This window comes from Bacillus sp. EB V-12, from assembly GCF_056158125.1.
The window spans coordinates 1-25,294 of the sequence record NZ_JBUXJL010000001.1 but is presented as its reverse complement, the minus strand read 5'-3'; the positions used below and the strand labels follow the sequence as shown (position 1 = coordinate 25,294).

At 36.2% G+C, this 25,294-nt stretch carries 27 protein-coding genes and 1 pseudogene; 10 read left to right on the top strand and 18 right to left on the bottom strand.

The features are described 5' to 3' along the window. The first annotated feature begins 13 nt into the window (after window positions 1–13). From ACZDYH_RS00140 to ACZDYH_RS00130, 3 genes are all read left to right on the top strand, one after another. Complete coding sequence (locus ACZDYH_RS00140; protein WP_000634583.1) at window positions 14–658, top strand: acetoin utilization AcuB family protein; 645 nt, start codon at window positions 14–16, stop codon at window positions 656–658. Continuing rightward, window positions 655–1,821: an acetoin utilization protein AcuC gene (gene acuC / locus ACZDYH_RS00135; protein WP_000092826.1), complete on the top strand. Its 1,167-nt coding sequence runs from the start codon at window positions 655–657 to the stop codon at window positions 1,819–1,821. Before ACZDYH_RS00140 ends, acuC begins: the two co-directional genes overlap by 4 nt. 152 nt (window positions 1,822–1,973) lie before the next feature. Then, window positions 1,974–2,861, top strand: a complete 888-nt coding sequence (locus ACZDYH_RS00130) for an alpha/beta fold hydrolase (protein ID WP_139137645.1) — start codon at window positions 1,974–1,976, stop codon at window positions 2,859–2,861. 38 nt (window positions 2,862–2,899) lie between these two features. On the opposite strand, the gene ACZDYH_RS00125 is transcribed toward ACZDYH_RS00130, so the two are convergent. From ACZDYH_RS00125 to ACZDYH_RS00115, 3 genes are all read right to left on the bottom strand, one after another. Then, window positions 2,900–3,190 carry a hypothetical protein gene (locus ACZDYH_RS00125; protein ID WP_000900161.1) on the bottom strand — a complete coding sequence of 97 codons (291 nt, stop codon included), beginning with the start codon at window positions 3,188–3,190 and terminating at the stop codon, window positions 2,900–2,902. 121 nt (window positions 3,191–3,311) lie between these two features. Further along, window positions 3,312–4,001 carry a response regulator transcription factor gene (locus ACZDYH_RS00120; protein WP_001986686.1) on the bottom strand — a complete coding sequence of 230 codons (690 nt, stop codon included), beginning with the start codon at window positions 3,999–4,001 and terminating at the stop codon, window positions 3,312–3,314. 1 nt (window position 4,002) lies between these two features. Further along, the gene (locus tag ACZDYH_RS00115) at window positions 4,003–5,457 is read right to left on the bottom strand and encodes a sensor histidine kinase (RefSeq protein WP_000023874.1); all 1,455 of its coding nucleotides are present in this window, start codon (window positions 5,455–5,457) and stop codon (window positions 4,003–4,005) included. A 149-nt stretch (window positions 5,458–5,606) separates the two neighbouring features. Between ACZDYH_RS00115 and ACZDYH_RS00110 the strand changes: the two genes are divergently transcribed. From ACZDYH_RS00110 to mscL, 3 genes are all read left to right on the top strand, one after another. Further along, window positions 5,607–6,287 carry an ankyrin repeat domain-containing protein gene (locus tag ACZDYH_RS00110; RefSeq protein WP_000475114.1) on the top strand — a complete coding sequence of 227 codons (681 nt, stop codon included), beginning with the start codon at window positions 5,607–5,609 and terminating at the stop codon, window positions 6,285–6,287. A gap of 78 nt (window positions 6,288–6,365) precedes the next feature. Beyond that, entirely contained in the window at window positions 6,366–7,292 is a 927-nt protein-coding gene (locus ACZDYH_RS00105) for a Gfo/Idh/MocA family protein (protein WP_016123457.1), read from the top strand. 128 nt (window positions 7,293–7,420) lie between these two features. Next, window positions 7,421–7,819 carry a large conductance mechanosensitive channel protein MscL gene (gene mscL / locus ACZDYH_RS00100; protein ID WP_000267011.1) on the top strand — a complete coding sequence of 133 codons (399 nt, stop codon included), beginning with the start codon at window positions 7,421–7,423 and terminating at the stop codon, window positions 7,817–7,819. A 49-nt stretch (window positions 7,820–7,868) separates the two neighbouring features. On the opposite strand, the gene ACZDYH_RS00095 is transcribed toward mscL, so the two are convergent. Continuing rightward, a complete protein-coding gene (locus ACZDYH_RS00095; protein WP_000636589.1) occupies window positions 7,869–8,141 on the bottom strand; it encodes a DUF3917 domain-containing protein in 273 nt (90 codons plus the stop codon). Window positions 8,142–8,293: 152 nt separating this feature from the next. On the opposite strand from ACZDYH_RS00095, the gene dhp61 reads away from it, so the two are divergent. From dhp61 to ACZDYH_RS00080, 3 genes are all read left to right on the top strand, one after another. Continuing rightward, entirely contained in the window at window positions 8,294–8,590 is a 297-nt protein-coding gene (dhp61, locus tag ACZDYH_RS00090; protein ID WP_434712913.1) for a protein Dhp61, read from the top strand. An 81-nt stretch (window positions 8,591–8,671) separates the two neighbouring features. After that, window positions 8,672–8,908: a DUF3949 domain-containing protein gene (locus ACZDYH_RS00085; RefSeq protein WP_000637903.1), complete on the top strand. Its 237-nt coding sequence runs from the start codon at window positions 8,672–8,674 to the stop codon at window positions 8,906–8,908. A 1-nt stretch (window position 8,909) separates the two neighbouring features. Next, window positions 8,910–9,272, top strand: a complete 363-nt coding sequence (locus ACZDYH_RS00080) for a DUF4288 domain-containing protein (RefSeq protein ID WP_002182963.1) — start codon at window positions 8,910–8,912, stop codon at window positions 9,270–9,272. 34 nt (window positions 9,273–9,306) lie between these two features. On the opposite strand, the gene ccpA is transcribed toward ACZDYH_RS00080, so the two are convergent. From ccpA to ACZDYH_RS00055, 5 genes are all read right to left on the bottom strand, one after another. Then, window positions 9,307–10,305, bottom strand: a complete 999-nt coding sequence (ccpA, locus tag ACZDYH_RS00075; protein WP_001103297.1) for a catabolite control protein A — start codon at window positions 10,303–10,305, stop codon at window positions 9,307–9,309. Window positions 10,306–10,797: 492 nt separating this feature from the next. Further along, window positions 10,798–11,871: a bifunctional 3-deoxy-7-phosphoheptulonate synthase/chorismate mutase gene (locus ACZDYH_RS00070; RefSeq protein ID WP_000168214.1), complete on the bottom strand. Its 1,074-nt coding sequence runs from the start codon at window positions 11,869–11,871 to the stop codon at window positions 10,798–10,800. A gap of 166 nt (window positions 11,872–12,037) precedes the next feature. Then, entirely contained in the window at window positions 12,038–13,060 is a 1,023-nt protein-coding gene (locus ACZDYH_RS00065; protein ID WP_000738025.1) for a CamS family sex pheromone protein, read from the bottom strand. Window positions 13,061–13,178: 118 nt separating this feature from the next. Next, a complete protein-coding gene (gene ytxJ / locus ACZDYH_RS00060; RefSeq protein ID WP_001057469.1) occupies window positions 13,179–13,505 on the bottom strand; it encodes a bacillithiol system redox-active protein YtxJ in 327 nt (108 codons plus the stop codon). Further along, the gene (locus ACZDYH_RS00055) at window positions 13,505–14,017 is read right to left on the bottom strand and encodes a DUF948 domain-containing protein (protein WP_001197720.1); all 513 of its coding nucleotides are present in this window, start codon (window positions 14,015–14,017) and stop codon (window positions 13,505–13,507) included. Before ACZDYH_RS00055 ends, ytxJ begins: the two co-directional genes overlap by 1 nt. 187 nt (window positions 14,018–14,204) lie before the next feature. Between ACZDYH_RS00055 and ACZDYH_RS00050 the strand changes: the two genes are divergently transcribed. Next, window positions 14,205–15,320, top strand: a complete 1,116-nt coding sequence (locus ACZDYH_RS00050; RefSeq protein ID WP_000654729.1) for an aminopeptidase — start codon at window positions 14,205–14,207, stop codon at window positions 15,318–15,320. A gap of 48 nt (window positions 15,321–15,368) precedes the next feature. On the opposite strand, the pseudogene ACZDYH_RS00045 reads toward ACZDYH_RS00050, so the two are convergent. The 9 genes and pseudogenes from ACZDYH_RS00045 to ACZDYH_RS00005 all read right to left on the bottom strand — a co-directional run bounded on the left by ACZDYH_RS00045 (window position 15,369) and on the right by ACZDYH_RS00005 (window position 25,091). After that, a pseudogene (locus ACZDYH_RS00045) lies at window positions 15,369–15,550 on the bottom strand (hypothetical protein). Further along, window positions 15,547–15,951, bottom strand: coding sequence for a PH domain-containing protein (locus ACZDYH_RS00040; RefSeq protein ID WP_474885413.1), 405 nt, complete (start codon window positions 15,949–15,951; stop codon window positions 15,547–15,549). The pseudogene ACZDYH_RS00045 and the gene ACZDYH_RS00040 overlap by 4 nt, the downstream one beginning before the upstream one ends. 76 nt (window positions 15,952–16,027) lie before the next feature. Further along, window positions 16,028–16,519, bottom strand: a complete 492-nt coding sequence (locus ACZDYH_RS00035) for a GNAT family N-acetyltransferase (RefSeq protein WP_001003158.1) — start codon at window positions 16,517–16,519, stop codon at window positions 16,028–16,030. Beyond that, window positions 16,516–17,064 (bottom strand): GNAT family N-acetyltransferase, encoded by a 549-nt coding sequence (locus ACZDYH_RS00030; protein ID WP_000494681.1) that lies wholly within the window; start codon window positions 17,062–17,064, stop codon window positions 16,516–16,518. Before ACZDYH_RS00030 ends, ACZDYH_RS00035 begins: the two co-directional genes overlap by 4 nt. 182 nt (window positions 17,065–17,246) lie before the next feature. After that, complete coding sequence (gene murC, locus ACZDYH_RS00025; protein ID WP_000219468.1) at window positions 17,247–18,557, bottom strand: UDP-N-acetylmuramate--L-alanine ligase; 1,311 nt, start codon at window positions 18,555–18,557, stop codon at window positions 17,247–17,249. A 252-nt stretch (window positions 18,558–18,809) separates the two neighbouring features. Then, the gene (locus ACZDYH_RS00020; RefSeq protein ID WP_000658370.1) at window positions 18,810–19,928 is read right to left on the bottom strand and encodes a nicotinate phosphoribosyltransferase; all 1,119 of its coding nucleotides are present in this window, start codon (window positions 19,926–19,928) and stop codon (window positions 18,810–18,812) included. Window positions 19,929–19,989: 61 nt separating this feature from the next. Continuing rightward, the gene (locus ACZDYH_RS00015; RefSeq protein ID WP_474885410.1) at window positions 19,990–23,598 is read right to left on the bottom strand and encodes a DNA translocase FtsK; all 3,609 of its coding nucleotides are present in this window, start codon (window positions 23,596–23,598) and stop codon (window positions 19,990–19,992) included. 154 nt (window positions 23,599–23,752) lie between these two features. Then, entirely contained in the window at window positions 23,753–24,706 is a 954-nt protein-coding gene (locus ACZDYH_RS00010; RefSeq protein WP_140159415.1) for an N-acetylmuramoyl-L-alanine amidase, read from the bottom strand. 40 nt (window positions 24,707–24,746) lie between these two features. After that, window positions 24,747–25,091: a hypothetical protein gene (locus ACZDYH_RS00005; protein WP_000813166.1), complete on the bottom strand. Its 345-nt coding sequence runs from the start codon at window positions 25,089–25,091 to the stop codon at window positions 24,747–24,749. Window positions 25,092–25,294: the final 203 nt, after the last annotated feature.

Below are 25,294 nucleotides of genomic sequence, written 5' to 3'. Positions count from 1 at the left end.
GGGGGCAACTGGAATGATTGTAGAAGAAATTATGAATCAAAATGTAGTTACATTACATCCAAACGATACAATCGAAACAGCAATCCGAACGATACGCACGAAAGGCATTCGGCACATTCCAATTGTCGATCAAAATAATCACGTCGTAGGCATTATTTCTGATCGGGATGTAAGAGATGCAAGTCCGTCTATTCTAGATGAACAAGTTTCACTCGATATGCTACAGCAACCGCTCGAACTTATTATGAAACATCCTGTTATGACTTGCCATCCTCTCGATTTCGTTGAGGAAATTGCTACTTTATTTTTTGAAAATAAAATTGGCTGTCTTCCTGTTACAAAGGCCGGGAAGTTAGTTGGAATCATTTCTGAATCTACAGTATTACACACGTTAGTAAAATTAACAGGAGCACATCAACCAAGTTCGCAAATTGAAATTCAAGTAAAAAACGAACCTGGTATTCTTGGAAAAGTCGTTGCTATTTTTAGTGATTTACAAATAAATATCGTGAGTGTTCTCGTCTACCCAGCAAAAGACGAGAATGATAAAGTACTCGTTTTCCGCATTCAAACGATGAATCCTCTAAAAGTGATTGATGCACTTGAAGCAGAAGGCTACCGCGTATTATGGCCAAACATCATGGGGATGCAAGCATGAGTAGCGCGTTTATTTATTCGGATGACTTTCGGGGCTATTCATTTAGCCCTGATCATCCTTTTAACCAACTGCGCGTCACACTTACGTATGATTTATTACAAAAGGGCGGTTTCATCTCTCCCTCTCAAATCATCTCACCACGGATGGCTACAGATGAAGAGATCGCCTACGTTCATACAGAGGAGTACATAAATGCGGTAAAACGTGCTGGAGAAGGAAAGTTAGAAAAATCAATTGCGATGACATATGGACTCGGAACAGAAGATACACCGATGTTCCCAAATATGCACGAAGCAAGCGCATTGCTCGTTGGTGGTACGTTAACAGCTGTCGATGCTGTTCTTTCCGGAAAAGTAAAACACGCACTTAATTTGGGCGGCGGCTTACATCACGGCTTTCGCGGCAAAGCATCTGGCTTTTGTATTTATAACGACAGTTCTATCGCAATGAAATATATTCAAAAGAAATACGGTTTACGCGTCTTATATATTGATACAGATGCTCATCACGGTGATGGCGTACAGTGGTCGTTTTATGATGACCCTAACGTATGCACAATTTCATTACATGAAACTGGTCGCTATTTATTCCCTGGAACTGGCGCTGTAAATGAACGCGGACAAGGTAATGGCTATAGTTATTCTTTTAACGTTCCACTCGATGCTTTTACAGAAGATGAATCGTTCTTAAAATCATATCGAACTGTTGTAAAAGAAGTTGCAGCGTACTTTAAACCGGATATTATTTTAACGCAAAATGGTGCTGACGCACATTATTATGACCCACTTACACATCTTTGTGCGACAATGAATATTTACCGTGAAATACCGAAGCTCGCTCGTGAAATTGCAAATGAATATTGCGACGGTCGCTGGATCGCTGTCGGTGGCGGTGGCTATGATCACTGGCGCGTCGTTCCAAGAGCTTGGGCACTCATTTGGCTCGAAATGAACAACATCCAAAACATCTCAGGTTATCTCCCTCCAGAATGGATTGAAGCTTGGAAAGGACAAGCAGAAACAGAACTTCCCCTCACATGGGAAGATCCAGACAACATGTATAAACCTATCCCCCGTAAACCAGAAATTGAAGAAAAAAACGCATTAACTGTAGCGAAATCCCTTGAAATTATTCGGAATAATATGACAAAATCTTTGTACTAAACGAAAAGGAGGCTCGTTTTTGAATAGCCTCCTTTTATTTATTGTCGGTTTCTGTCGGTAAGTCGATATATTTTAATAATCGCTGATATATTTCGAAATGCGCCGATATATTCTAATAATCGCTGATATATTTTTATGTACTAATGGATTTTATGAGGAAAGGTCGTGATATTATGTGGATACAACAAATGATCCACACGAAACGTGGCACATTTGAGCTTTTTACTAAAGGCAGTGGCGAACCGCTTTGTATTACACATCACTATTCACAATTTAATGAAACTGGTGATTACTTTGCGGATGTTTTTACTGCTACGCATCGTGTATTTCTCATTAATTTACGAGATACTGGTCGCTCTGTAACCGCCCAGTCAGAAAACGAATTAAGCATGATTGAAACAATCCACGACTTGGAAGCCATACGAGAAGCATTACAACTTCCAACATGGCATTTCGCTGGCCATTCAACAGGTGGCATGCTTGGACTTTTATATGCGATTACATATCCACATTCCTTACAATCATTAGTCGTGGTCGGAACCGCAGCAAGTAACTACACCGAAACACCCTTTTGCATTTATCACCCAGCACATCCACAGTTTCATTATATGCAAAAACTCATCGAAAACTTAAAAAACCCTCACCTTACAGATGAAGAACGGAAAGAACTATCTACTAAGAGAACAAAATTATCATTGTATAAACCAGAAAACTACAACTCTTATTTTTGTAAACCAATTAATAAAACAATGTCCGTTAGCCGGATGAATGCTTTCGCCAATGAATATCCTTCATTTGATTTAAGAGAGAATTTACCTTCCATCCAAACAAAGACCCTCATTACATGTGGAAGCCATGATGTACAGTGCCCGATTCAGTATTCTATCGAGATACATGATGGAATACGTAATTCTATCTTCATTCCATTCGAAAATAGCAACCATTATCCTTTTTTAGAAGAAGCTGCTCAGTTTACTTCTACTACTCAAACATTTTATAAATCGTTAGTACCATTATTATTAAGAAAACCTAAACACTGATAAAAAGCTCATAGCCTCTATACGACTATGAGCTTTTTTCAAAAGAAATATTTCACACTAAAAACAACTAAAAAAACAAAAGAAATAACCACTAAACCCACATCAAGTAATACCGACTTTTTATCTCTATCTTTTAAACTTACCTTAGAGCTAGAAATGCTTTTAATTACCCAAAAGATTGCAAAAAAGAACCAACCGAAATGATCATTCGTAGAATCTTCATCATAAAACATTTGTATTGCACCAATAATCAATAAGATAAGTACGATATTAGTTCCAATCTTTAAAGTCTTATTTGATTTATTATCTTTTAATATATCCCCCAACATATAGCTCGCTCCCTATGCTCTCCTCTGTTTTGTTTCTCTTTACATTTTAACACAAATTACCTATTTCTTCCTTTCCATTCGAATAACATACAAAAAACCTGCCAATTACTCGGCAGGTATATTACACGTTAAAACGATAACCAGCTCCCCATACTGTTTCAATATATTGCGGGTGAGCAGGATCTCTTTCAATTTTTTCACGTAGCTTTCTAATGTGGACGACAACAGTGGCTAAATCACCAGCGGAATCTAATCCCCAAATGCGTTCAAATAACTGTTCTTTATTTAATACTTGGTTTGGATGTGTGACAAAGAATGTTAATAAATCAAATTCCTTCGTTGTAAATGCCACTTCTTCATTGTTTATAAAAACTTTCCTCGCTCGTTGATCGATAGAAATTCCGTGAATATATAACGTATCGCGTTGCTTACTTACATTTCCTAATAATCTTTCATAACGGGCAATATGCGCTTTTACTCTTGCGACTAATTCACTCGGGCTAAACGGCTTCGTTATATAATCATCCGCTCCTAATCCGAGTCCGCGAATTTTATCTATATCTTCTTTTTTTGCTGAAACAAGTAGAATCGGAATATCTTTTACAGCACGTATTTGTTTACAAATTTCGAATCCGTTCATTTTCGGAAGCATAATATCTAAAATAATTAAATCATAGTCTTCTTGCAAGGCTGTTTGTAAACCTATTTCTCCTGAATGCTCTACATCAACTTGGAAATCATTAATTTCTAAATAATCTCGCTGTAATTCTGCAATACTTACTTCATCTTCTATTAATAAAATTCTTTTCAATTTACTCACCACATTCCTCTACTTTTTCCAATGAGAAGAAAATGCTTGTGCCTTTACCAAGCTCGCTTTCCGCCCAAATTTCCCCGCCATGTTCTTCAACAATTTGCTTCGCTATTGCTAAACCAAGTCCACTTCCACCTGTGCTAGAATTCCGCGATTGTTCTGCACGATAAAAACGTTCAAAGATATAAGGTAGCGTATCAGATTCTATACCTGATCCATTGTCCATCACTTTCACAATAACTTTATTATTATCACTCGATACTATTACAGTAATTTTCTTCTCTTCTTTATCCATGTATTTCACACTATTATGAATTAAATTTGATATAACTCTATTGATTTTTTCGCAATCAGCCGTTACATATAGTGGTGATGCATGTAATTGTAAGTTAACTTCTATACCTTCTTTACTTAAATCCATTTGCATCTCTTCGATTAACTCTTGCATAAACGTATTCAATTCAACCGTTTCAAACTGAAAGGGAACTCGATTCAAATCGAGCTTTGAGAATAAAAATAATTCATCAATAAGTGTATCCATATGTCTTGCTTTCGTATGGATAGTTGTTAAATACTTATCCATTTTTTCTGGCGTATTTGCTACCCCGTCCTTTATTCCTTCTACATATCCGATAATTGATGTAATCGGTGTTTTTAAGTCATGAGAGATGTTTGAAATAAGCTCTTTTCTATTTTCTTCATACTGTGTTTGCATCTCTATCGATTCTTTTAATCTCTTCCTCATTTCCTCAAATCCTTGATTTAATTGCCCTATTTCATCGTGTGATGTAACTGGTATTTGAAAATCTAAATTTCCTTCTTTAATTTTCTCCGTTGCGCCTTTCAATACAAAAATTGGTTTTATTACACTTCTTGAAACGAGGTAACTTAATAATCCAATGAGTAAAATGGCTAGTAGTAAGAGAGATACAAATAAGATTGGAAATAATTTTTGTGTAAGATCTACAAATGAACTTTGCTTTTTTAATACAAATATACTTCCCTCTTCTTCCTGAGGAAAATAAAAATCAAACTTTACATATCGATAAAATGTATCGCCTAGTTCCGTTGTACCACGACTATTAATATTTGCTGATTCAAATTTCGGAAGGGCTTCTTTTAAAGATACACTTTCAAATACGTTTGAAGCATATGAAAGTGTTTCTCCTTTTCTTACTACTATTTTCACACCCTCTTTTTCTATTGCTGAGACAAACGACTCATCTAACAATTGAGATTGATGCTGTTTAGCTGCTGACTTCAACTCAAGATAGGCATTCTCTTCTTCTGGTGTAAGCGGCTTTTGAATGTAAGAACTTTTATAGAAATTTTTCACTGCTTCCAAGTCACCTGTTATCGAAAAAACGATTAAAAATCCCGCGACTAATATAAGCGTAATAGAAACGAGGATAACAGCAATATAAGAAAATAAAAACCTTGTTTTAATAGACATATCTTAAATCCTCACTTTATCAAACCTTATTATTTATAAGCATAAAAATATATGTTCAATTACTCAAGCGATTTTATAGTAATTTTAGCGCCAGTTTATAAAAATTTAATGTTCCTATTTTACAGTTGAAATTAGGAGGTTGAAATTCCATGTTCAAAAAAACATTCAGTATGATATGTTGCGTAATTTTTTTACAAGGATGCTCGCAAGAACAAGAAGTAAAAAAGGAGATGACAAACATGGAGACTGCACTACTAGCAGCTACTGAAAAAAATGAAACGAATACTGTTATATCTTTACTAAAAAAAGGCGCAAATATAAATGCGACGGATAGTCAAGGACGCACTCCGCTTATGATTGCTACATACAAAAATGATGTAAAAACCGCAAAAGCGCTTATCGAAGCTGGTGCTGACGTAAATATCCAAGATGACATGAAAAACAATCCCTTTCTATACGCCGGTGCGGAAGGTTACTTAGACATTTTAAAGCTAACAATTGATGCTGGTGCAGATCCTACGATTACAAATCGTTACGGCGGAACAGCTCTTATCCCAGCCTCAGAACATGGCTATATTGACGTTATAAAAGAACTCCTCACTCGAACAAATATTGATGTAAATCATGTAAATAACCTGGGATGGACAGCTTTAATGGAAGCCATCGTACTAAGTAACGGAAACGAAACACAGCAACAAGTCATTCGCCTTCTTATTGAGCACGGTGCAGATGTAAATATTCCAGACAATGATGGTGTTACCCCGTTAGAGCATGCTCGCGCTCATCACTTTGAAGAGATAGAGAAGATTTTGTTAGAAGGCCGTAAGTAAAAAGCTAATTTTTGCCTTCCTCCCCCACCCTATGCTACATTTAAGCCGTTACATTAATATTAATAGGGTGGGAATAAAATGAACAAACCTAAAATTGGGATGATTGGACTTGGAAGTATTGCGCAAAAGGCCTATCTTCCAACACTTACAAAAGAAACTGATTGGAATTTTGTAGGGGCGTTTACACCTAACGCAGAGAAAAGAAAACAAGTTTGCCAGCAATACCGAATTCAAGACTTTCATTCTATTGAAATGTTAGCTTCGGAATGCGATGCAATCTTCGTTCATAGTTCAACTGCATCGCATTATGAAATCGTTTCTGAACTTCTAAAAAAAGGGATCGACGTTTATGTTGATAAACCGCTAGCAGCTACAGTGGAACAAGCTGAGCAACTAGTCGAGTTAAGCGAGAAGTATAACCGAAAATTAATGGTCGGATTTAATCGCAGATTCGTTCCTATGTATGTTGCTGCCAAAGAACAGGCTAATGATATTTCATGGATTCGAATTGAAAAGCATCGCACAAATAAAGTCGGGCCATATACGTACGACTTTACTATGTTAGATGATTATTTACACATTGTAGATACTGCTCGCTGGTTAGCTAATGATGACCTTAACGTCGTTCACAATATGATGCAAATCAATGAAAAGAATGAACTTCTTTACGGACATCATACATATACAACTCCAAGTGGACTGTTACTTTCTACTGCAATGCATCGCCATGCCGGTACAAATTTAGAACAAATTGAACTTGTAACGCCAGGGAAAATCATTCGCGTAAGAAATATGAATACATTTGAAATTGAACAGGAAAACTCAGTTTCACAAAGTGGTTCCCCATCATGGGATACGACGTTAAAACAACGTGGTTTTGAAGATGCTGTTCATCATTTTATTGAGTGTGTACAAGGCGATACAAAGCCTGTTGTAGATGGATTAGAAGGATTAAAAACGCAGCAAATGCTACAATCTTTACTAGATGATGTAAACAAAAATTAAAACGGATACATTTTTCAGAATTTACTTTCATTCCCATTCCCTCTTTATTTCTCTCGTAAATTTCTATAGAATATGTTGATAGGAATTATAAATTTCATAATGAATCGTGGAAAGGATGGGATTAACACATGTGGAACGAGTTTAAAAAATTCGCTTTCAAAGGGAATGTCGTTGATTTAGCTGTCGGGGTTGTAATCGGTGCTGCATTCGGTAAAATCGTTAGTTCTTTAGTAAAAGATATCATCACACCATTACTTGGTATGGTATTAGGTGGCGTTGACTTTACAAGTTTACACTTTGGATACGGTAAATCTGCTGTTATGTATGGTAACTTCATCCAAACAATTTTTGACTTCTTAATTATCGCAGCTTCTATCTTTATGTTTGTTAAAGTTTTCAACAAACTAACATCTAAAAAAGAAGAAGAAAAAGAGGAAGAAATTCCAGAGCCAACAAAAGAAGAAGAACTTCTTGGCGAAATTCGTGATTTACTAAAACAGCAAAACTCTTCTAAAGATAGAGCATAATTGAACGGATAAAAAGGCATGTCCCCTTGGGACATGCCTTTTCTATATGCTATAACGTTTCCGAATTCATATGAATAAATAAAATAATACCAGCAACCATAAGTACCATAATGCTACCTGCAAATAGTGTAATACCAATAAACATTAAACTTGTGCTCATATCTACTGATACACTTTCAATAAAAATAGAAATTACATACGTGATAAGGGCAATTCCTGCAAGAATACTTCCTGGAACAAATCGCTTTAAACCATTTTGTTTTAACGTCATATATGCAAAAATAGCAGTCATACAAAGCGTAATTATCCAAAGAACGATCATCTCTTTTCCCCCCTCACAAGCCTTTTCTTTCTATTATACATGACATTGCCCTATAATAGTTAAATTTGCACTTATGTGACATATAACAAGGAATAGCCCCATCTATAGCGAAGGCATTATAACATACACTTATACAATAAGGAGGCTTTCATTTGGAATATACTACTACATATAAATTAGAGCTATCCGAACGATTCGATTATGTTACGATTGACTTAGACAAACAGTTTTTTTACATCGAAGTTGTAAATTTACAAAGTAATATAACTGTACTAAAAATATCAATTAACTTGCAAAAAGACGAAACGATGGTAGAGGGAAATATAATTCATTATGATACTTTTCACGTAGATGCATTATTACAAGGATTGAAATATGTTGCTCGAACATGTATTGATCACAATTTAAAAAGTCAAAAGGAACTGTTTGCATTTTTAGAAGAAAATTAGCTCTAACAAAAAAATGGTTATTTTTTCTTTTTATTGATATAATTGTTATATAGAAATATTCTTTATAAGGGAGTGTTCATAATGATTTGGATTTCACTAATCGTATTAGCTTATTTCATCATTCTCGTCCCAATACAGTACAACTACATTAAAATGCTCAAAGAAAAACAGAAAAAAATGAGTGTCTCACAAAACGAACTATATGACAACATGTCTTATGAAGAATCCCAAGTACATTACCATTATCAAAGTAACGTATTTACAATACCTGCTTCGCTTGTCGCAAGTATTATTTATAAAGTGAACCATGCAGCATAATATGTACGCTGTAAAATTATTGTTTGAGTCTGTTCATTCTAGTGAGCCTGATTCTACGAAAATTGATGAGCATTATGAAGAGAATCACGATACACTTTTTGAAGAAAGTATTATTCTTGTTAAAGCAAACAGTTTGGAAGAAGCTCATGCACTAGGTGAACAAATCGCTATACAGTCTGAGCATACGTACGATAATATGTACGGCGAGCAAATAACATGGACGTTTCGAAAACTATTGCATGTGTTTGAATTAGACGATACCCCATTTGAAACTGGAAAAGAATTGTATGCAAGATTTTTACACGTTAAGAAAGACGAAATGGTAAATGCAGTCGTACAAAAATACTATCCTGAATACGAATAAAAGCTCACAGCAATCGCTGTGAGCTTTTTTATACTTACTTCGTTGAATCTCTAAATTGGATACGGTGAGGTAAGATAACAGTGTGATCTTCCACTTTTTCTTTGTTCATATACTTTGTTAATAGACGCATTGCTACTGCACCGATATCATACATCGGTTGAACAACTGTTGAAAGCTGCGGACGAACCATTAATGCAAGGCGTGTATTATCGAAACCAAGTACTTCTACGTCAGTTGGTACGTTTAATCCAGCGTCTTGTGCTGCATGGATTACACCTAGTGCCATTTCATCAGAAGATACGAAGATTGCTGTTGGCTTTTCATCATTGCTCCAAAGCTTTTCGAATGCTTCGATACCTGAGTCATATGTGTAATCTCCATCGATTACAAGATTTTCATCATATGAAATACCTGCTTCTTCTAAAGCTTTTTTGTAACCTTGTAACTTCTTCGCGCTTCCCGCTTTATCAATGAAAGGACCAGAGACGAAACCGATACGTTTATGTCCTTGCTCGATAAAGTGCTTCATTGCATCATAAGCTGCTTGTGTATAATCAATATTTACTGATGGCGTTTCATTTTGCTCATCAAATGATGCTGCTAATACAATTGGTACTGGAGATTTTTTAAATTCTTCAATGTGAATGTCTGTAATATCTTCACCCATGAAAACAATTCCGTCCACTTGTTTTCCAAGCATCGTATTTAATAAATGGAACTCTTTCTCTTTATTTTGGTCAGAGTTACTTAAAATGATGTTATATTTGTACATTGTTGCGATATCTTCAATTCCACGAGCTAGTTCTGCATAAAACGTATTTGAGATATCAGGAATAATAACACCTACTGTAGTTGTCTTCTTACTTGCTAGTCCACGTGCTACCGCATTTGGGCGGTATCCTAAACGATCAATTGCTTCTAATACTTTCTTTCTTGTTGTAGGCTTTACATTTGGGTTACCGTTCACAACGCGTGATACGGTAGCCATTGAAACGTTCGCTTCACGCGCTACATCATATATTGTTACGTTCATCTCATCGCACACTCCTTCTATTTTTGTTATCTATTTTTATGTATCGGTTACTTGAATGAAAAAAAGACATCAACTCTATTTGCAGATGCCACCAATCGTCCCGAGTTCTTCCTTTTACTAATGATACGATAAAAACGCAGGCTCATACAATATTTTCCCGCAAAAGTTTCGAAAAAATTCGCTTCTTTTCTCGTATTTTCGTATTTTTTATGAAAAAAGGGCATTTTTTGTAAAAAAATAGATGTTTCCTTAGTAGAAATCTTATTTTAAGCAGTACGATAGTAAATGAAATTTATATCGGCGATTTTTCGAATATATCGACTGTAACTCGAAATATATCAGCGATTTTCCAAATATATCGACCGCAACTCTAATTATATCAGCGATTTTTTAAATATATCAACTTACCAACAAAAATCGACAATGACAGTCGCTATACAATAGGAGAAAGCTGTTCCAAAATGCCTTTTTGGAACAGCTCATTAAAAGTTTTTATAATTTACTTCCAAATGATTTTAATTCATTCATAAAATCATTGAACTGCGGTATATTCATTTGTTGCGCTGCATCAGATAAAGCTACAGCTGGATCTGGATGTACTTCAGCCATAATTGCGTCTGCACCAATTGCCATCGCTGCTTTTGCAGTTGGTAAGAGAAGGTCACGTCGCCCTGTAGAATGCGTTACATCGACAACGACAGGTAAATGTGTTTCTTTCTTTAAAATCGGCACAGCGGAAATATCAAGCGTATTACGCGTCGCTCTTTCATACGTGCGAATACCTCGTTCACATAAAATAATGTTCCCATTTCCCTTTGCCATAATATATTCTGCCGCATTAATGAATTCTTCAATCGTTGCTGATAGACCACGTTTTAATAATACTGGTTTATTTACAGCACCAGCTGCCCTTAGCAAATCAAAGTTTTGCATATTGCGAGCGCCAATTTGAATAACATCAACGTAATCTAATGACATCTCAATATCATTCGGATTTAAAATTTCACTAATAACAGCCAAATCATATTCATCTGCTACCTGGCGCAAAATTTGTAATCCCTCTAATCCAAGACCTTGAAAATCATACGGTGAAGTACGTGGTTTGAACGCACCACCACGCATTAATTTCAGACCTTGCCCTTTCATTGCTTCAGCAACTTGACGTACTTGTTCATAACTTTCCACTGCACACGGTCCCATAATAAAATGCTGATTTCCGTCACCAATTTTTTCACCATTAATTTCAACAATCGTATCTTCTGTTTTTTTCTTACGAGAAACAAGTAATGCTTTACGATGATCGTCTTCTTGTAATTCTAAACCAGCTTGAAAAATTTGTTTGAAAATATGTTGTAAAGTCGAAGTTTCAAATGGACCATTATTATTCTCTGCAATTAAATCCAGCATATTTCTTTCACGTACAGGATCAAAACGTTTCACACCTTGTACTTCTTTTAAATTACCAACTTCTTGTACGAGACGACCTCTTTTGTTTAGTAACTCTAATATTTGTAAATTAAGTTGATCAATTTCAGAACGTAAACGACCTAATTGTTGTGATGCCATAAGAAAGCCACCTCTTTCAAATTCCTATATGTTACTTTTTTAAGATAATTTATTATAGCTGATACATATACGATTGTCACACGATATACAGCAAGGAATTACTATCAAAAAACATTATATATTTTCATTTAAAATAAAAAAAAGACAGTTTATATACTGTCTTTTTTTACAAGAAGGAAACAAACGGTTTATCACTGTTTTTCTCTTTTATAATAACGGCCTCAATTTTACTCTCGGACTTGATCTGTAATTGTACTTTCGCATCTTTAGGCAATTTGTCTAACATGCCTTGAGCAGCCAATTGGGTAAGAGCCATTAATTCTGTTTTACCGTTATATTTAATAACAATATTCATATTTAATGTATCCATTTGATCTTTCTTATAAGAAACTTTAGCGTTGACTGGAATAAAATCTCCATTAGAAAAACCTTTTATTTCCTTAGCAAAGTTATTTATTTTTGTATTATCTTCTCCATGTGCTTGTGTAAATTCATCAGAAGGATATGAATACGACTTTTCATCGATCGTACTCCAATTTCCAAGGTTCGTATCATTCTTTTGAACAGTAGCACTAGCAATATACGTACCATTTTTTAAAGAACTTGTACTTTCTTGCTTAAAGATAGCAAACGTAATTGGAGATTTGTTATATTTATCATTTTTGTTAATAGCTTCAATAAGTTGTTTAGCAACTTCAGTCCCTTTAGACATAGCCTCTTCATTCGATACACTTGAAGACATAGCTAAGCCAATCATAACACCAGATAAACTTAATTCATTTGAATTCTGTTTTCCGAAATAGTCTTGTTCTATAATATTCGTCAAAACTGGCGCTTCTACTTTCGCAACTAGTTCATCAATTAGTTTCTCTGGAATATACTGGTTTAATTGCAGTACGTGACTCTCTGTATCAAATTGCTGCGTTGCAATATTTATTAAACCATTTTCATACTCTGCTAAATCTAATTTAGAATTTGTTTTTATATTAGCTGTATTAATAACCTTTTGTTCTTTTAAAGGAATAACAGTTCTATAATAATCTTTAGAAACAGCAGTTCTCGGAATCATACTTTTTTCTTTTGTATCTTTTTGTATAACTTCATCCTTCTTACTAATCGTATTACTATTGTTACTACAAGCTCCCAGTAATAAACTTACGACTGCGAAGGATAATGCCATTTTCTTCATTACTTAAAACCTACTTTCAACAATCTAGTTATTTAGTTTGAACTATTAATAGTGTACCACTAAATATATTTCAACAAAAACAAAAAAAAAGAAGCAAGCACCTTTAGCTTGCTTCTTTTTACTTTATATTCTCTTCTAAAGCATCTTTTTTAATATTCCAATGAGATGTATTCCATACTACCATCCCATCTTTTATGTATAACACTTGCGGTGATTCATGTCTAATACTGTATTGTTCTGCAACACGATTTGACACATCTCTCGCATCTTGTACGTATAAGTAATACGCTGGTACTTCTCTTTCTTCGCTGCAATACGCTTGAAATTCTGTGTATGCACCGTGACTAATTGGGCATGTCGTACTGTGTTTAAAAAGAACATACGGCTCGTTCTTTTCTACTAAGACTTCAAGCTCTTCAATTGTTTCAAGTTTTGTCATATTCATCACGATTCACCTCTCATACGAAATCTAGAGCGTTTCTCTTTCTTTTCAGCTTTTTTCTCAATTCTTTCTAATTTACGCTCTTCTTTTTCAACCTTCTTCTCTTGTCTCGACGCACGGTAATGATTGTATACTTCAATCGCCGCACTGCTCCACTGTACAACTTGCGCTACTTTATCAGCGTTGTTTTCAATTTCGTCCGTTACAGAGTCTGATACATTACGAAGCTTCGTATTTAAAGATTGGATTGTCGTTCCAATCCCATCTACACCCGCTACCACTTTATTTAATGACTGTGACTTCTGTTGAATATCATCAGCTAACGCATTCGTTTTATGTAATAATTGCTCTGTCTCTACGCTAATTCCTTGCATTTGTTTTTCTAAACCTTCTAACGTGCTTGCAACGTTTTCTAACGTCTTCTGAACCGATAACAACGTTCTACATACATACACTACTAATACTGCGAAAGCAACCGCGATAATAGCCGCACTTACATATAAAAGAACTTGCATTTCATCACTTCCTTTATCTTTTTCATACTTTCCCCTATTATACAATCATTTTCCGTTTCATTCTAATCCCTATCTCATCATTAGAATTTTCATACTTATTCGTTAACTGTAACATAAATCATTCAACAAATTCCACTAAGTAGGTTACAATAGGAGAGGATACATAATTAGTAGGGAGGCTTTACATATGAAAGATCCACGTATTGAAAAGTTAGCATACAATTTAATTAACTACTCTATCCGCTTACAAAAAGGTGAAAAAGTATTAATTGAAAACTTTGGCTTACAAAAAGAACTTGTAACTGCACTTGTAAAAGAAGCATATGCAGCTGGTGGTTTCCCATTCGTCTCTTTAAAAGATCATCAAGTAGATCGCTCTTTATTAATGGGTGCTACTGAAGAACATTTCGAACAAATCGCTGCATATGAAGCAAGCGTAATGAAAGACATGGACGCTTATATCGGCCTTCGCTCTGGCGATAATATTAATGAACAAGCTGACGTTCCAAGTGAGCGTATGAAAGTTCATGGCCAAACAGTTGGTAAAAAAGTTCATAGAGACATTCGCGTTCCAAAAACACGCTGGGTTGTTCTTCGCTACCCAAATGCTTCTATGGCACAGCTTGCTAAAATGAGTACAGAAGCTTTCGAAGACTTCTACTTTGAAGTATGTAACTTAGACTACGGTAAAATGGATAAGGCGATGGACAGCCTTGTTACATTAATGAATAAAACAGATAAAGTTCGTTTAACTGGTCCTGGAACTGACTTAACATTCTCTATTAAAGACATTCCAGCAATTAAATGCTCAGGTCATTTAAACATTCCAGACGGTGAAGTATACTCTGCACCAGTTCGTGATTCTGTTAACGGTACAGTTTCTTACAACACACCATCTCCTTACAACGGTTATACATTTGAAAATGTACAACTTAAGTTCGAGAACGGCCAAATCGTTGAAGCAACTGCAAACGATTCAGAACGCATTAACAAAATCTTCGATACAGACGAAGGCGCACGCTACGTTGGTGAGTTCGCAATCGGCGTAAACCCATACATCTTACATCCAATGGGAGACATCCTATTCGATGAAAAAATCGATGGCAGCTTCCACTTCACTCCTGGACAAGCTTACGACGATGCATGGAACGGTAACAACTCGAACATCCATTGGGACTTAGTATGTATCCAACGCCCTGAATACGGCGGCGGCGAAATTTACTTTGACGATGTACTAATCCGTAAAGACGGGCGCTTCGTTGTACCTGAATTAGAAGCTTTAAACCCAGAGAACTTAAAATAATGAAAAACGCTCGGAATTTTCGCCGAGCGTTTTTTTATTATCCTCACTCTATATCGAGCTACTGTTCTTACTTTTTGTTTGCTGAAAATGAAAATAATATAAAAGTGCCACTGCGATAGTACCTATTAATATGGGTACATATAAAGGCAGGTTCCATTTCATATTTACCCTAGTGCAGATAGCAAACACCAGCATAATTTCCAAGCAAAAAAAGGTTTTATATATTTCATTCCTTACCTGCCATTTCTATTTTCACATGTGGATTTTCTTTCTCTATAAGCGCCAAGAATTCATCCATATTTTGCGGCATCGCAACCATATGTACTTTATATGCATTCGTCGTAATTTCAAGAGACTTTCCGACCTGACGTATAATTCTTACATCTTTTAATACAATATCATCATTTAAAATACCGTACTTTAATACGCCATTTTCTACTTTATGTTTTTTAATAAATACTTCCCAAACGAGTGGTACATTTACAATGAAGCATAAACCCATCCCGACCAACGCTGACATCCAATGCGCTTTATTAGTGAAAAGCATGACAATTGGATATATAAACATAAAAACTAACGTAAGACAAAAGAAAATGACTACTGACTTACTTCTTTGAATTGGAAAGTTCATACCTACACCCCCTAATCCAAATTATACCACTATTTCCATTTTGGTTCATAGAAAAAGGCCATTTCTAAATGACCTTTTACACAATGTACCTATAAAATTTCTTATCTACCTGTAGCACCGGAAAGTTTTTCGGCAACTCGTCTATACTCACACTTTGAAAACCATTCTTTTCATAAAAACGATGTGCCGCTAAAAATTTTACTGTTGTTCCTAAGTAAATATCTTTCAATTTTTTATCCTCAGCCCATGAAATTGCTGTTTGAAGCAACATATGTGATGCGCCCCATTCTTTTCCGCGAAACTCTTTTTGTACGAACATTTTTCTTAGCGCTACTTGATGATTCTCAATATCTAATAAAGCTACTGTTCCAACTACTTTACCATCATAAATTGCTACCCAAAAGTTTCCGTGACCCTTTTGATAGAATGTTTCTATTTCAAGTAAATCAGGTTGCTCTTCTTTCGTAATTGAAACATTATACTCTTTTTGCTGAATATGAACGATAAGATCTACTACTTCCTCTTGAAACGTACCTTCATATGGAACAATACGAATCTTCTCGTTCATCGAATCTCTTTCCATTCTGAAGCTAGTAAACTATATACAGCGATATCATGAAAATGATCATATAGCCATTCTTCATCTCGTAAAATACCATCTAACTTAAATCCTAAACGTTCTGGAATTGCTCGGCTTTTCGCATTTCCAACACCGCACCGAATTTCAATTTTATTCAGCTTTAAATTTTCAAATGCATAGTGAAGTACAGCCTTTACGCTACGCGTCATAATACCTTTCCCGCCAGCATCTTCTGCAAGATAATACCCAAGACTCGTCGCTTTCTTCCCCCAACTCACTGGATGAATGCCTACCATCCCAACGAGCTTTCCTTTGTAACGTATACCACTTTCAAAACCGTCTCCCTCTGCAAACTTCTTTAACCACATCGGAAAAATTTCATCATAAGCATCAGCAGATTTTGTCCCATCTACCCAAGGGAGCCATTTTCGTAAATGATTACGGTTTTGATCTAATAATTGATATAATTCCTCTTTATGATGTTTTTCTAGTAATTGTAGTTCGATTTCGTCATCTACTCGGAGTGTGAACATGTTTTTTAGTCCCCTTTTTAGTTTTCTTATTATTCTAACATTTATATTTCAAAACGCGTACCAATATATCAACGATTTTTGAAATATATCGAACACAACTCCATATATATCGACGTTTCAACATTAATGCACAACCACGACAACATAAAAAAGACGCACAGCCAAGCTATGCGTCTTTTCTATTATTTCTCTGCAACTTGAACTTCTTTTACGTAAGCCGCTTCGAATTTTTGGATGTCACCTGCGCCCATGAAAATTAGAACGCCGTTTTTATGTTTCTTTAATACATCCGTTGTTGTATCTGTAATTAATTCTGCACCGTCAATACGCTTTTGCAGATCTTCGATTGTTAATTCACCTTTGTTTTCACGTGCTGATCCGAAAATATCACATAAGTATACTTGGTCAGCCTTGCTTAGGCTTTCTGCGAACTCATCTAAGAACTTTTCTGTACGTGAGAATGTATGTGGCTGGAATACAGCGACAATTTCACGCTCTGGATGTTTTTGACGAGCAGCTTCAATCGTTGCATTAATCTCTGTCGGATGGTGTGCGTAGTCATCGATGATTACTTGCTCTCCCATCGGCTTTTCATTAAAGCGACGTTTTACGCCTTCAAAAGTTGTTAATTGATGTTTTACTGCTTCTACATCAACATTTTCATAATGGCAAAGCGCGATTACTGCTAATGCATTTAATACGCTGTGGTTGCCGTATCCTGTAATTTTGAACGTGTCATAGTACGTATTACGAACGAATACATCAAAAATAGTACCATCTGTTCTCTTTTGAATGTTACGTGCTTGGAAATCATTATCTTCTCCAAATCCATAGAAAATAACAGGTACTTTCGCTTGAATTTTTTGAAGTTCTTCATCATCTCCACATGCAATAATGCCTTTTTTCACTTGCAATGCCATCTCTTGGAATGCACTGAATACATCATTGATGTCTGCAAAATAATCTGGATGATCAAAATCAATATTCGTCATAATTGCATAGTCTGGATTATAAGACAAGAAATGACGACGATACTCACAAGCTTCAAATACAAAATACTTACTATTTTCTACCCCATGCCCTGTTCCATCTCCAATAAGGTAAGATGTTGGGTGTGCACCTTGCATTACATGGGCTAACAAACCTGTTGTTGATGTTTTTCCGTGTGCACCAGTTACAGCAACACTTGTGTATTGGCTCATCAGGTCACCTAAGAAATGATGGTAACGATGGACTGGGATGTTTAATTCTTTTGCTGCTACGATTTCTTCATGCGTATCAGGAAATGCATTTCCTGCAATAATCACTTGTCCTTCTTCTACATTATTCTTATCAAAAGGAAGGATCGAGATACTACGCTTTTCCAACGCTGTTTGTGTAAAGAAACGCTTTTCATAATCAGACCCTTGAACAGTATGCTTCATATCATGAAGAATTTGCGCTAATGAACTCATTCCTGTTCCTTTAATTCCTACAAAATGGTAAACTGTCATCTTAAAGAACCTCCAACATTTCGAACTAATACAACGGCCTATCTATAAGACAGTATATGAATCTTTTCTTATTTTGGTAATCATCATACATTTTTGATGTAGTGAAGTTATTCTTTCCCTTCACTTATCAGGATAAACTCGTACGTACTTCTTTATATGTCCATAATAAGTCCATTATAGCAAAAAAGAAGCCGCTATACTATGATAACAGAAAAACTGATAGGGTCAATCACCTATCAGTTTTTCTCTCTTTTACATCTCTTCTCTTTTTTCTAATTGAACACGCTCTAAACGTGGGTTTGGACGATATTTACGACCAGCTTTTGCTTCTGGTTTCCCATTTAGTTCTACATTATCACCAGTAAAGCCAATATTCATTTTTAATAAGCTACTTCCTACCCCGTATATGTCAACAGGTACGTTTTGAGCTTCAAATTCACGAATACGCTTCTCATCAAATCCACCAGTTACAACGATGTCTACATGCTGGAATCCTTCTTCATCAAGTGCTTTACGAAGTGCGAATACAAGCGATGGGTTTACACCACGTGGATCGAATGTTCCAAGTACTTCTGGGTGGCGAATAAAGTATTGATCAATCATCGTGCGGGACGTATCTACACGTACACCCTTTAATGTTGATCCAAATTCACGCGCTACGCGAAGTGCATCTGTAATGACATCATTGTTGTAATCAATTAATACAACTAATTCATCTTCTGGGAATTTCTTATGATATGCTTTTGCCGCTTCCACAACATCACCATTAAACATTTGAATTAATGCGTGAGGCATCGTCCCCATACCACTTTTGCCCCACCATTCATTCATCGCATGCGTCGCTTGTGCGCTCATACCTCCGATGTATGCTGCATAACCGTCACCAGCTTGTTGTGTATAATGATCATCACGGTCTCCCATGAAAATAACTGGTTTTTCTTTATCTACGCTACGCGCAGCTTGGACAACGTTATATACGTTTGTCGCAACCGATGTACGACGAGCTAAAATCCCATCAATGACACCTTCTAAAAATCCGAAATTTTCATAAGGACCATGAATTGTTAACACTGTTTCAAATGGACTAATTTTATCGCCATCTTTTAAAGAGTTAATCTCAAGTTCCTCAGGATTTTTAGCGAATGTTTGTAGCAATGCAATTACTTCATCCGTTCCGCAAAGAACTGCATTTTCCTTTTGGAAAAATTGCATCGTTACAACACTTTTCGGGCGAAATTCTTCGATGATTTCTCTAGTCTTTAAAAAGTAAACGGCAGAGAACCAACCTTCTCCAACACGTTCGTCAAATTTAAATGTTTTATTTGTTAGTCTATTTATTTCACCTTTTAATTTTAATTCAATTTCTTTCATGTCGCTTTACTCCCTACTTTACTATCCAACATTTTCTCTTAGTATACAGCAAAACCGTTTACTATACATTTGTTTCCTGCATAGCGGCAAATTCATCCTCAGAAATAAGGACATCTCTCGGTTTCGTTCCTCTACCTTCAGAAATAATTCCTTGCGATTCCATCTCTTCAATGAGACGTGCCGCGCGATTATAACCGATGCGGAATTTTCGCTGTACAGAAGATGTGGACGCTCCCCCTTGTTCTACAACAAATTGACATGCATCAAGGAACAATTCGTCTTCCGACTCAGCTTGTTCTGTTTTCGCTAATAAATCCTCTTGCTTAAATAAGTAATTCGGCTTCATTTGCTTTTTCACATGATCAACTGTTTTTTCAATCTCATCATCCGATACATATACACCTTGTACACGAACTGGTTTAGATGTACCGTTCCCTAAGAATAACATATCACCACGGCCAAGTAATTTCTCCGCGCCCCCAATATCAATAATCGTACGCGAATCAACTTGAGATGATACAGTAAACGCAATACGCGTTGGAATGTTTGACTTAATTAAACCTGTAATAACATCTACAGATGGACGCTGCGTCGCTACTAATAAATGAATACCACAAGCACGTGCTTTTTGCGCAATACGACAAATCGCTTCCTCAACATCACCAGGTGCTACCATCATTAAATCGGCTAACTCGTCAATGACAATAACGATATAAGGTAATGTCTCTCCTGGAATTTCTCGCTCACTTACAATCGTATTGTAGCGAGTTAAATCACGAGCACCAGCATGCGCAAACAATTCATAACGGCGTTCCATTTCCTCAACTGCCCATTTTAATGCAGCTGTCGCTGCTTTTACATCCGTAATAACAGGTGCTACAAGATGCGGAACAGAATTGTATGGTGCAAGCTCAACCATCTTCGGATCAATTAACATTAACTTCACTTCATGTGGTTTCGCTTTATATAAAATACTCGTTAAAATCGCGTTAATACACACACTTTTACCTGAACCCGTTGCACCCGCAATAAGTCCGTGCGGCATTTTTCGAATATCCGTTACAATTGGATCCCCTGAAATATCAAGTCCAAGAGCAACAGTAAGCGGTGATTCACTCTTTGTGAATACAGGACTTCTTAAAATTTCGCGAAGAAATACTGGCTTACTTTCTTTATTTGGAACTTCAATTCCAATTGCACTCTTCCCTGGAATCGGTGCTTCAATACGAATATCTTTCGCAGCTAAACTTAACTTAATATCATCACTTAAATTTGTAATTTTATTTACTTTCACACCTGGGTCTGGCTGTACTTCAAAACGAGTTACTGCTGGACCTTGTGATACATTAATAACATGTGCTCCAACATGAAAATTATTAAACGTTGTATCTAATAATTCTTTCTGCTCCTCTAACCATTCTGTATTATCTAACGCTGATTGCTGTGGAATCGACAACAGCGCTAATGGTGGAACAGTATATGTCAGTGGTGTATGCAATACATTTCGCATATCGTTCTCTCTTTGATTTACAACATATGCTTTCTCTTGTACTTCCGTACTTGAAATTGGCTTTTGTACTTGCTCTACCACTACTTGCTGCATTGGTTGCTCTTCCACTTGTGGTTCTACTACTTGCTGCACTGGGCGCTCTTCCACTTGTGGTTCTACTACCACCTGCTGCACTGGGCGTTCTTCCACTTGTGGTTCTACTACCACCTGCTGCATTGGGTTTTCTTCCACTTGTGGTTCTGCTACTACTTGCTGCACTGGGCGTTCTTCCACTTGTGCTTCCGCTACCTCTTGTTGTACTGGCTTATTCTCTACTCGTACATTAGCAGAAGGCTGCATTGCATTTGCTCTAGCTGCATGTCTTTCCATTAATCGTGTTCTATCTTGTTTCAACATAACAACATTAAATGGTACATGGCGCTTTTTCTCACGTTTTGGTTCTTCTTTTTGTACAACTGGTTGCTCTTCTGCGATTGTTGTTTCTTCTACAACTCGTTGCTCTTCTGCGACCTGTGCTTCTTCTACAACTCGTCTATTTTCCTCTGTTTCTGCAATTAAAACATTCGCAAAGCTTTGAACATCTTTCTTCGTTTGTTCATCAGCCTCAGCAACATGTATGAATTCACTCTTTTGTTCAATTGCTTCATCTTCTTGCTGAATTTCCTCAAGTGCTACAAATGTCTCTACTACAGGCGCTTTTGTTTCTGCAATTACTTCCACTTCTTCTGACTCTTCTGTTTCTACAATCACTTCTACTTCTTCTGCTTCCGCAATTACTTCCACTTCTTCTGACTCTTCCGTTTCTGCAATTACTTCAGCTTCTTCTGTTTCCATAACTACTTCTTCTGGCTCTTTCGTTTCCGCAATTACTTCCACCTCTTCTGACCCTTCTGCTTCCACTTCTTCAGGTGCCTCTGTTTCCATAACTACTTCTTCAAGCTCTTCCGTTTCTGCAATTACTTCTACTTCTTCCGTTTCCGCAATTACTTCCACCTCTTCTGACCCTTCTGCTTCCACTTCTTCAGGTGCCTCTGTTTCCATAACTACTTCTTCAAGCTCTTCCGTTTCTACAATTACTTCTACTTTTGACACTTCTTCTGGTATTTCCACAATGATTGTTTCTTCAAGTTTTTCTTCTGCTTTGACAATCACTGATTCTTCTGGAGCTTGCTTTTCTACTTCAATAGTAGGTTGTTTTATTTCTGTGTTACGTTTAATTTCTTCTGATAATATTGTATCCTCGTGCTCTACTTTAGAAGCTACTAATTCTTCTTGTAGATTGTTTTCGTTTAACACCACTACATCTTTTTCTAGCTTAGCACTTTCCATCTGCTCAGCTACTGTTTTATGAAGTAATTCATCCGCTGAAACTTCCTGCGGTGTACTCATTTCTTGAATCACTTCTTTTTCTTCTACTAAAGGCACTTGGCGTTCGATTTCATAACCGTTTTTCTCTAGCCATTGATCAACTACTGACTTTTCTTCCTTTTTATTCTCTTCATATTGTTGCTCTCCTTGCTGGTTAGCAGCTCTATGACTAGAAGAAGTTGGTGCTTGTCCTTCTGAGAAATCAGATAATTTATATCCTTTTTTCTCTAACCATGCATCAACGACTGATTTACCCTCTACAGATATTTCAAGGTCTTCTCTTTCCTTTACTTCCTCCTGCTTTTCTTCCTTTTTCTCTACTGAAGGACGATTATATCCATAAATTGGCGAAATCATTTCTGTTGGACGAAATGGTCTACGGTTACTCTCTTGCGAAGGTGCAGATGCCTTTTTAACGACAGACTCCCGCACCGGTTCATATTGCACTTCCGGCTCTTCATATGTAGAAACTACCTTTTCCACATACGGTCGTCTGCTTCTTTCCACCTTTATTCCTCTTTGGGCAGTAGGTTCTTCATATGTTACTCCTTGAACAGGTTGTTCTTCGAAGCGATTTACTTCGCTTTCATCCTCTTCATCGAACCCATTATCCGGTACTAAAGGAAAACGGCATTTACCTGCATTCCTACTTGCCATTTGTGCTTCTCTTGCTTCAGTGTAGTGGTTTACACGAGGAATTTTCGGCTGACTTTCAATTTGCTTTGGTACTTCTTTATTCATCGCTGTTTGTTCTTCCTCTTTGTTAAACAGCTTTTTCATCCAATCTAACATGCTTACCACTCTTTCTACTAAATAGTAACATCCTTTATTGTATCAGCATTCGGCAAAAAGTGCAGGTAAAATTAAGCATGTCATATTTATCCACAATATTCTAATTTACGAGTGTTTCATATGGAAAAACGCAGCCTTTCATGTAAGACTGCGCTTAAGCTTTACTCTTCCGATATGCATCTATACTACCCGTTACACTTTGCAATAAAGAATTTACATACTGCGGGTCAGATAATTTTTTATCTTCTTCATGGTTTGACATAAACCCAAGTTCTAATAACACACCAGGAACCTTTGCCCAATTAAATCCAGAAAGATCATCCCGAAATTTAATTCCATTTACTTTCACTTGCTGGTTCTCCCTCATTTTATTTACAATCATTTGAGAGATTTGAAGACTTTCCGCATAAATCTCTTTCGTATACGGACTTCCTTCTGCCGGCGTCAATACAGCAAATCCACTTTCGTTTGGATTTTCAGAACCATCTGCATGAAGACGTAAAAATAAATTCGCCTTATGATTATTTGCGAATGTCGCCCGTTCTTTATTACTTATATCAACGTCTTGTGATGTTCTCGTCATTAATACTTGTATCCCTTTTGCTTCAAGCTTTTCTTTTAATAAAAAAGCCATTTCTAATACAAGTACAGCCTCTCTCTTTTTCGTCACAACACCTGTTGTACCGTCTGTCACTTTATATTTTTGCGTTGTTGCCCCTGGTCCAATTGGCTCTAAATTTAAATTCGCTTTTTGTTGATGCCCTGGATCAATAACGACGAGAAACTTCTCTTGTTTTTCATTACTCCCTACTTTTTGTTCATTATTTTGCACTGGTTGCTCAGTTGGCTGTACTGGCGTAGTTTCTTCTTTCTTTTCCTCAGATGATACTTCCTCTTGCTTATGTTCTACTTGCTCATTCGTTTGAATTGCTTGCAATTCTTCGTTTTTTTCTTGTTCTTGCTGTTTTTCTACCGGTGCGTCTTCTTTGGTATCTTTGTTTTTCTCTTGTATAGAAGATGTAGTTTCTTTTTTCGGCTGCTCTTGTGAACAACCGGCCATATATATTCCAATGAATGCAATCATGCTCATTATTTTTATATACTTCATACTTCTCTCCCATCACTTTGCACCAGATTCAAAGTTTTTCTTATAATTGCCCTATAATCTCATCCATATTTCCAATATAAACTGGCTGCCATTTTTCTGTACCACGTTCTGCAGTATAAACCGGATAAGCGTCATCATCTATATTTACGAAAACTGGATCGCCCATATCCGTTTCATATCCAATTGTAATCCATCCTTCTTGCCACTTTCCGTTTTCTTCACTTATTAATGAATTTTTATGTTTATCGTATCGGTAACCGATTTGTCCTTTTTCTAATTCACTTTCACTAAACACATATATTTCATAAGTACCTAGCTCAATATCTTGCTGTTTTGAAGTTTCAATTCGTTTTAGAAGTTCTGCGATTTTTATTTGTTGTTTCATACGTCTATCCCCTTCTATTTTTCTAAATTTTAACTAGTTTGTTTATAAAATACAATATAGATTTTAAGAAAAAAGGTGACATCCTTATAATATGAATGATTTTTTGAATATATCTGTCAAAACTCTCAATATATCAACAATTTTTCAAATATATCTATCGTAACTCTACATATATCAACGATTTTTCAAATATATCTATCGTA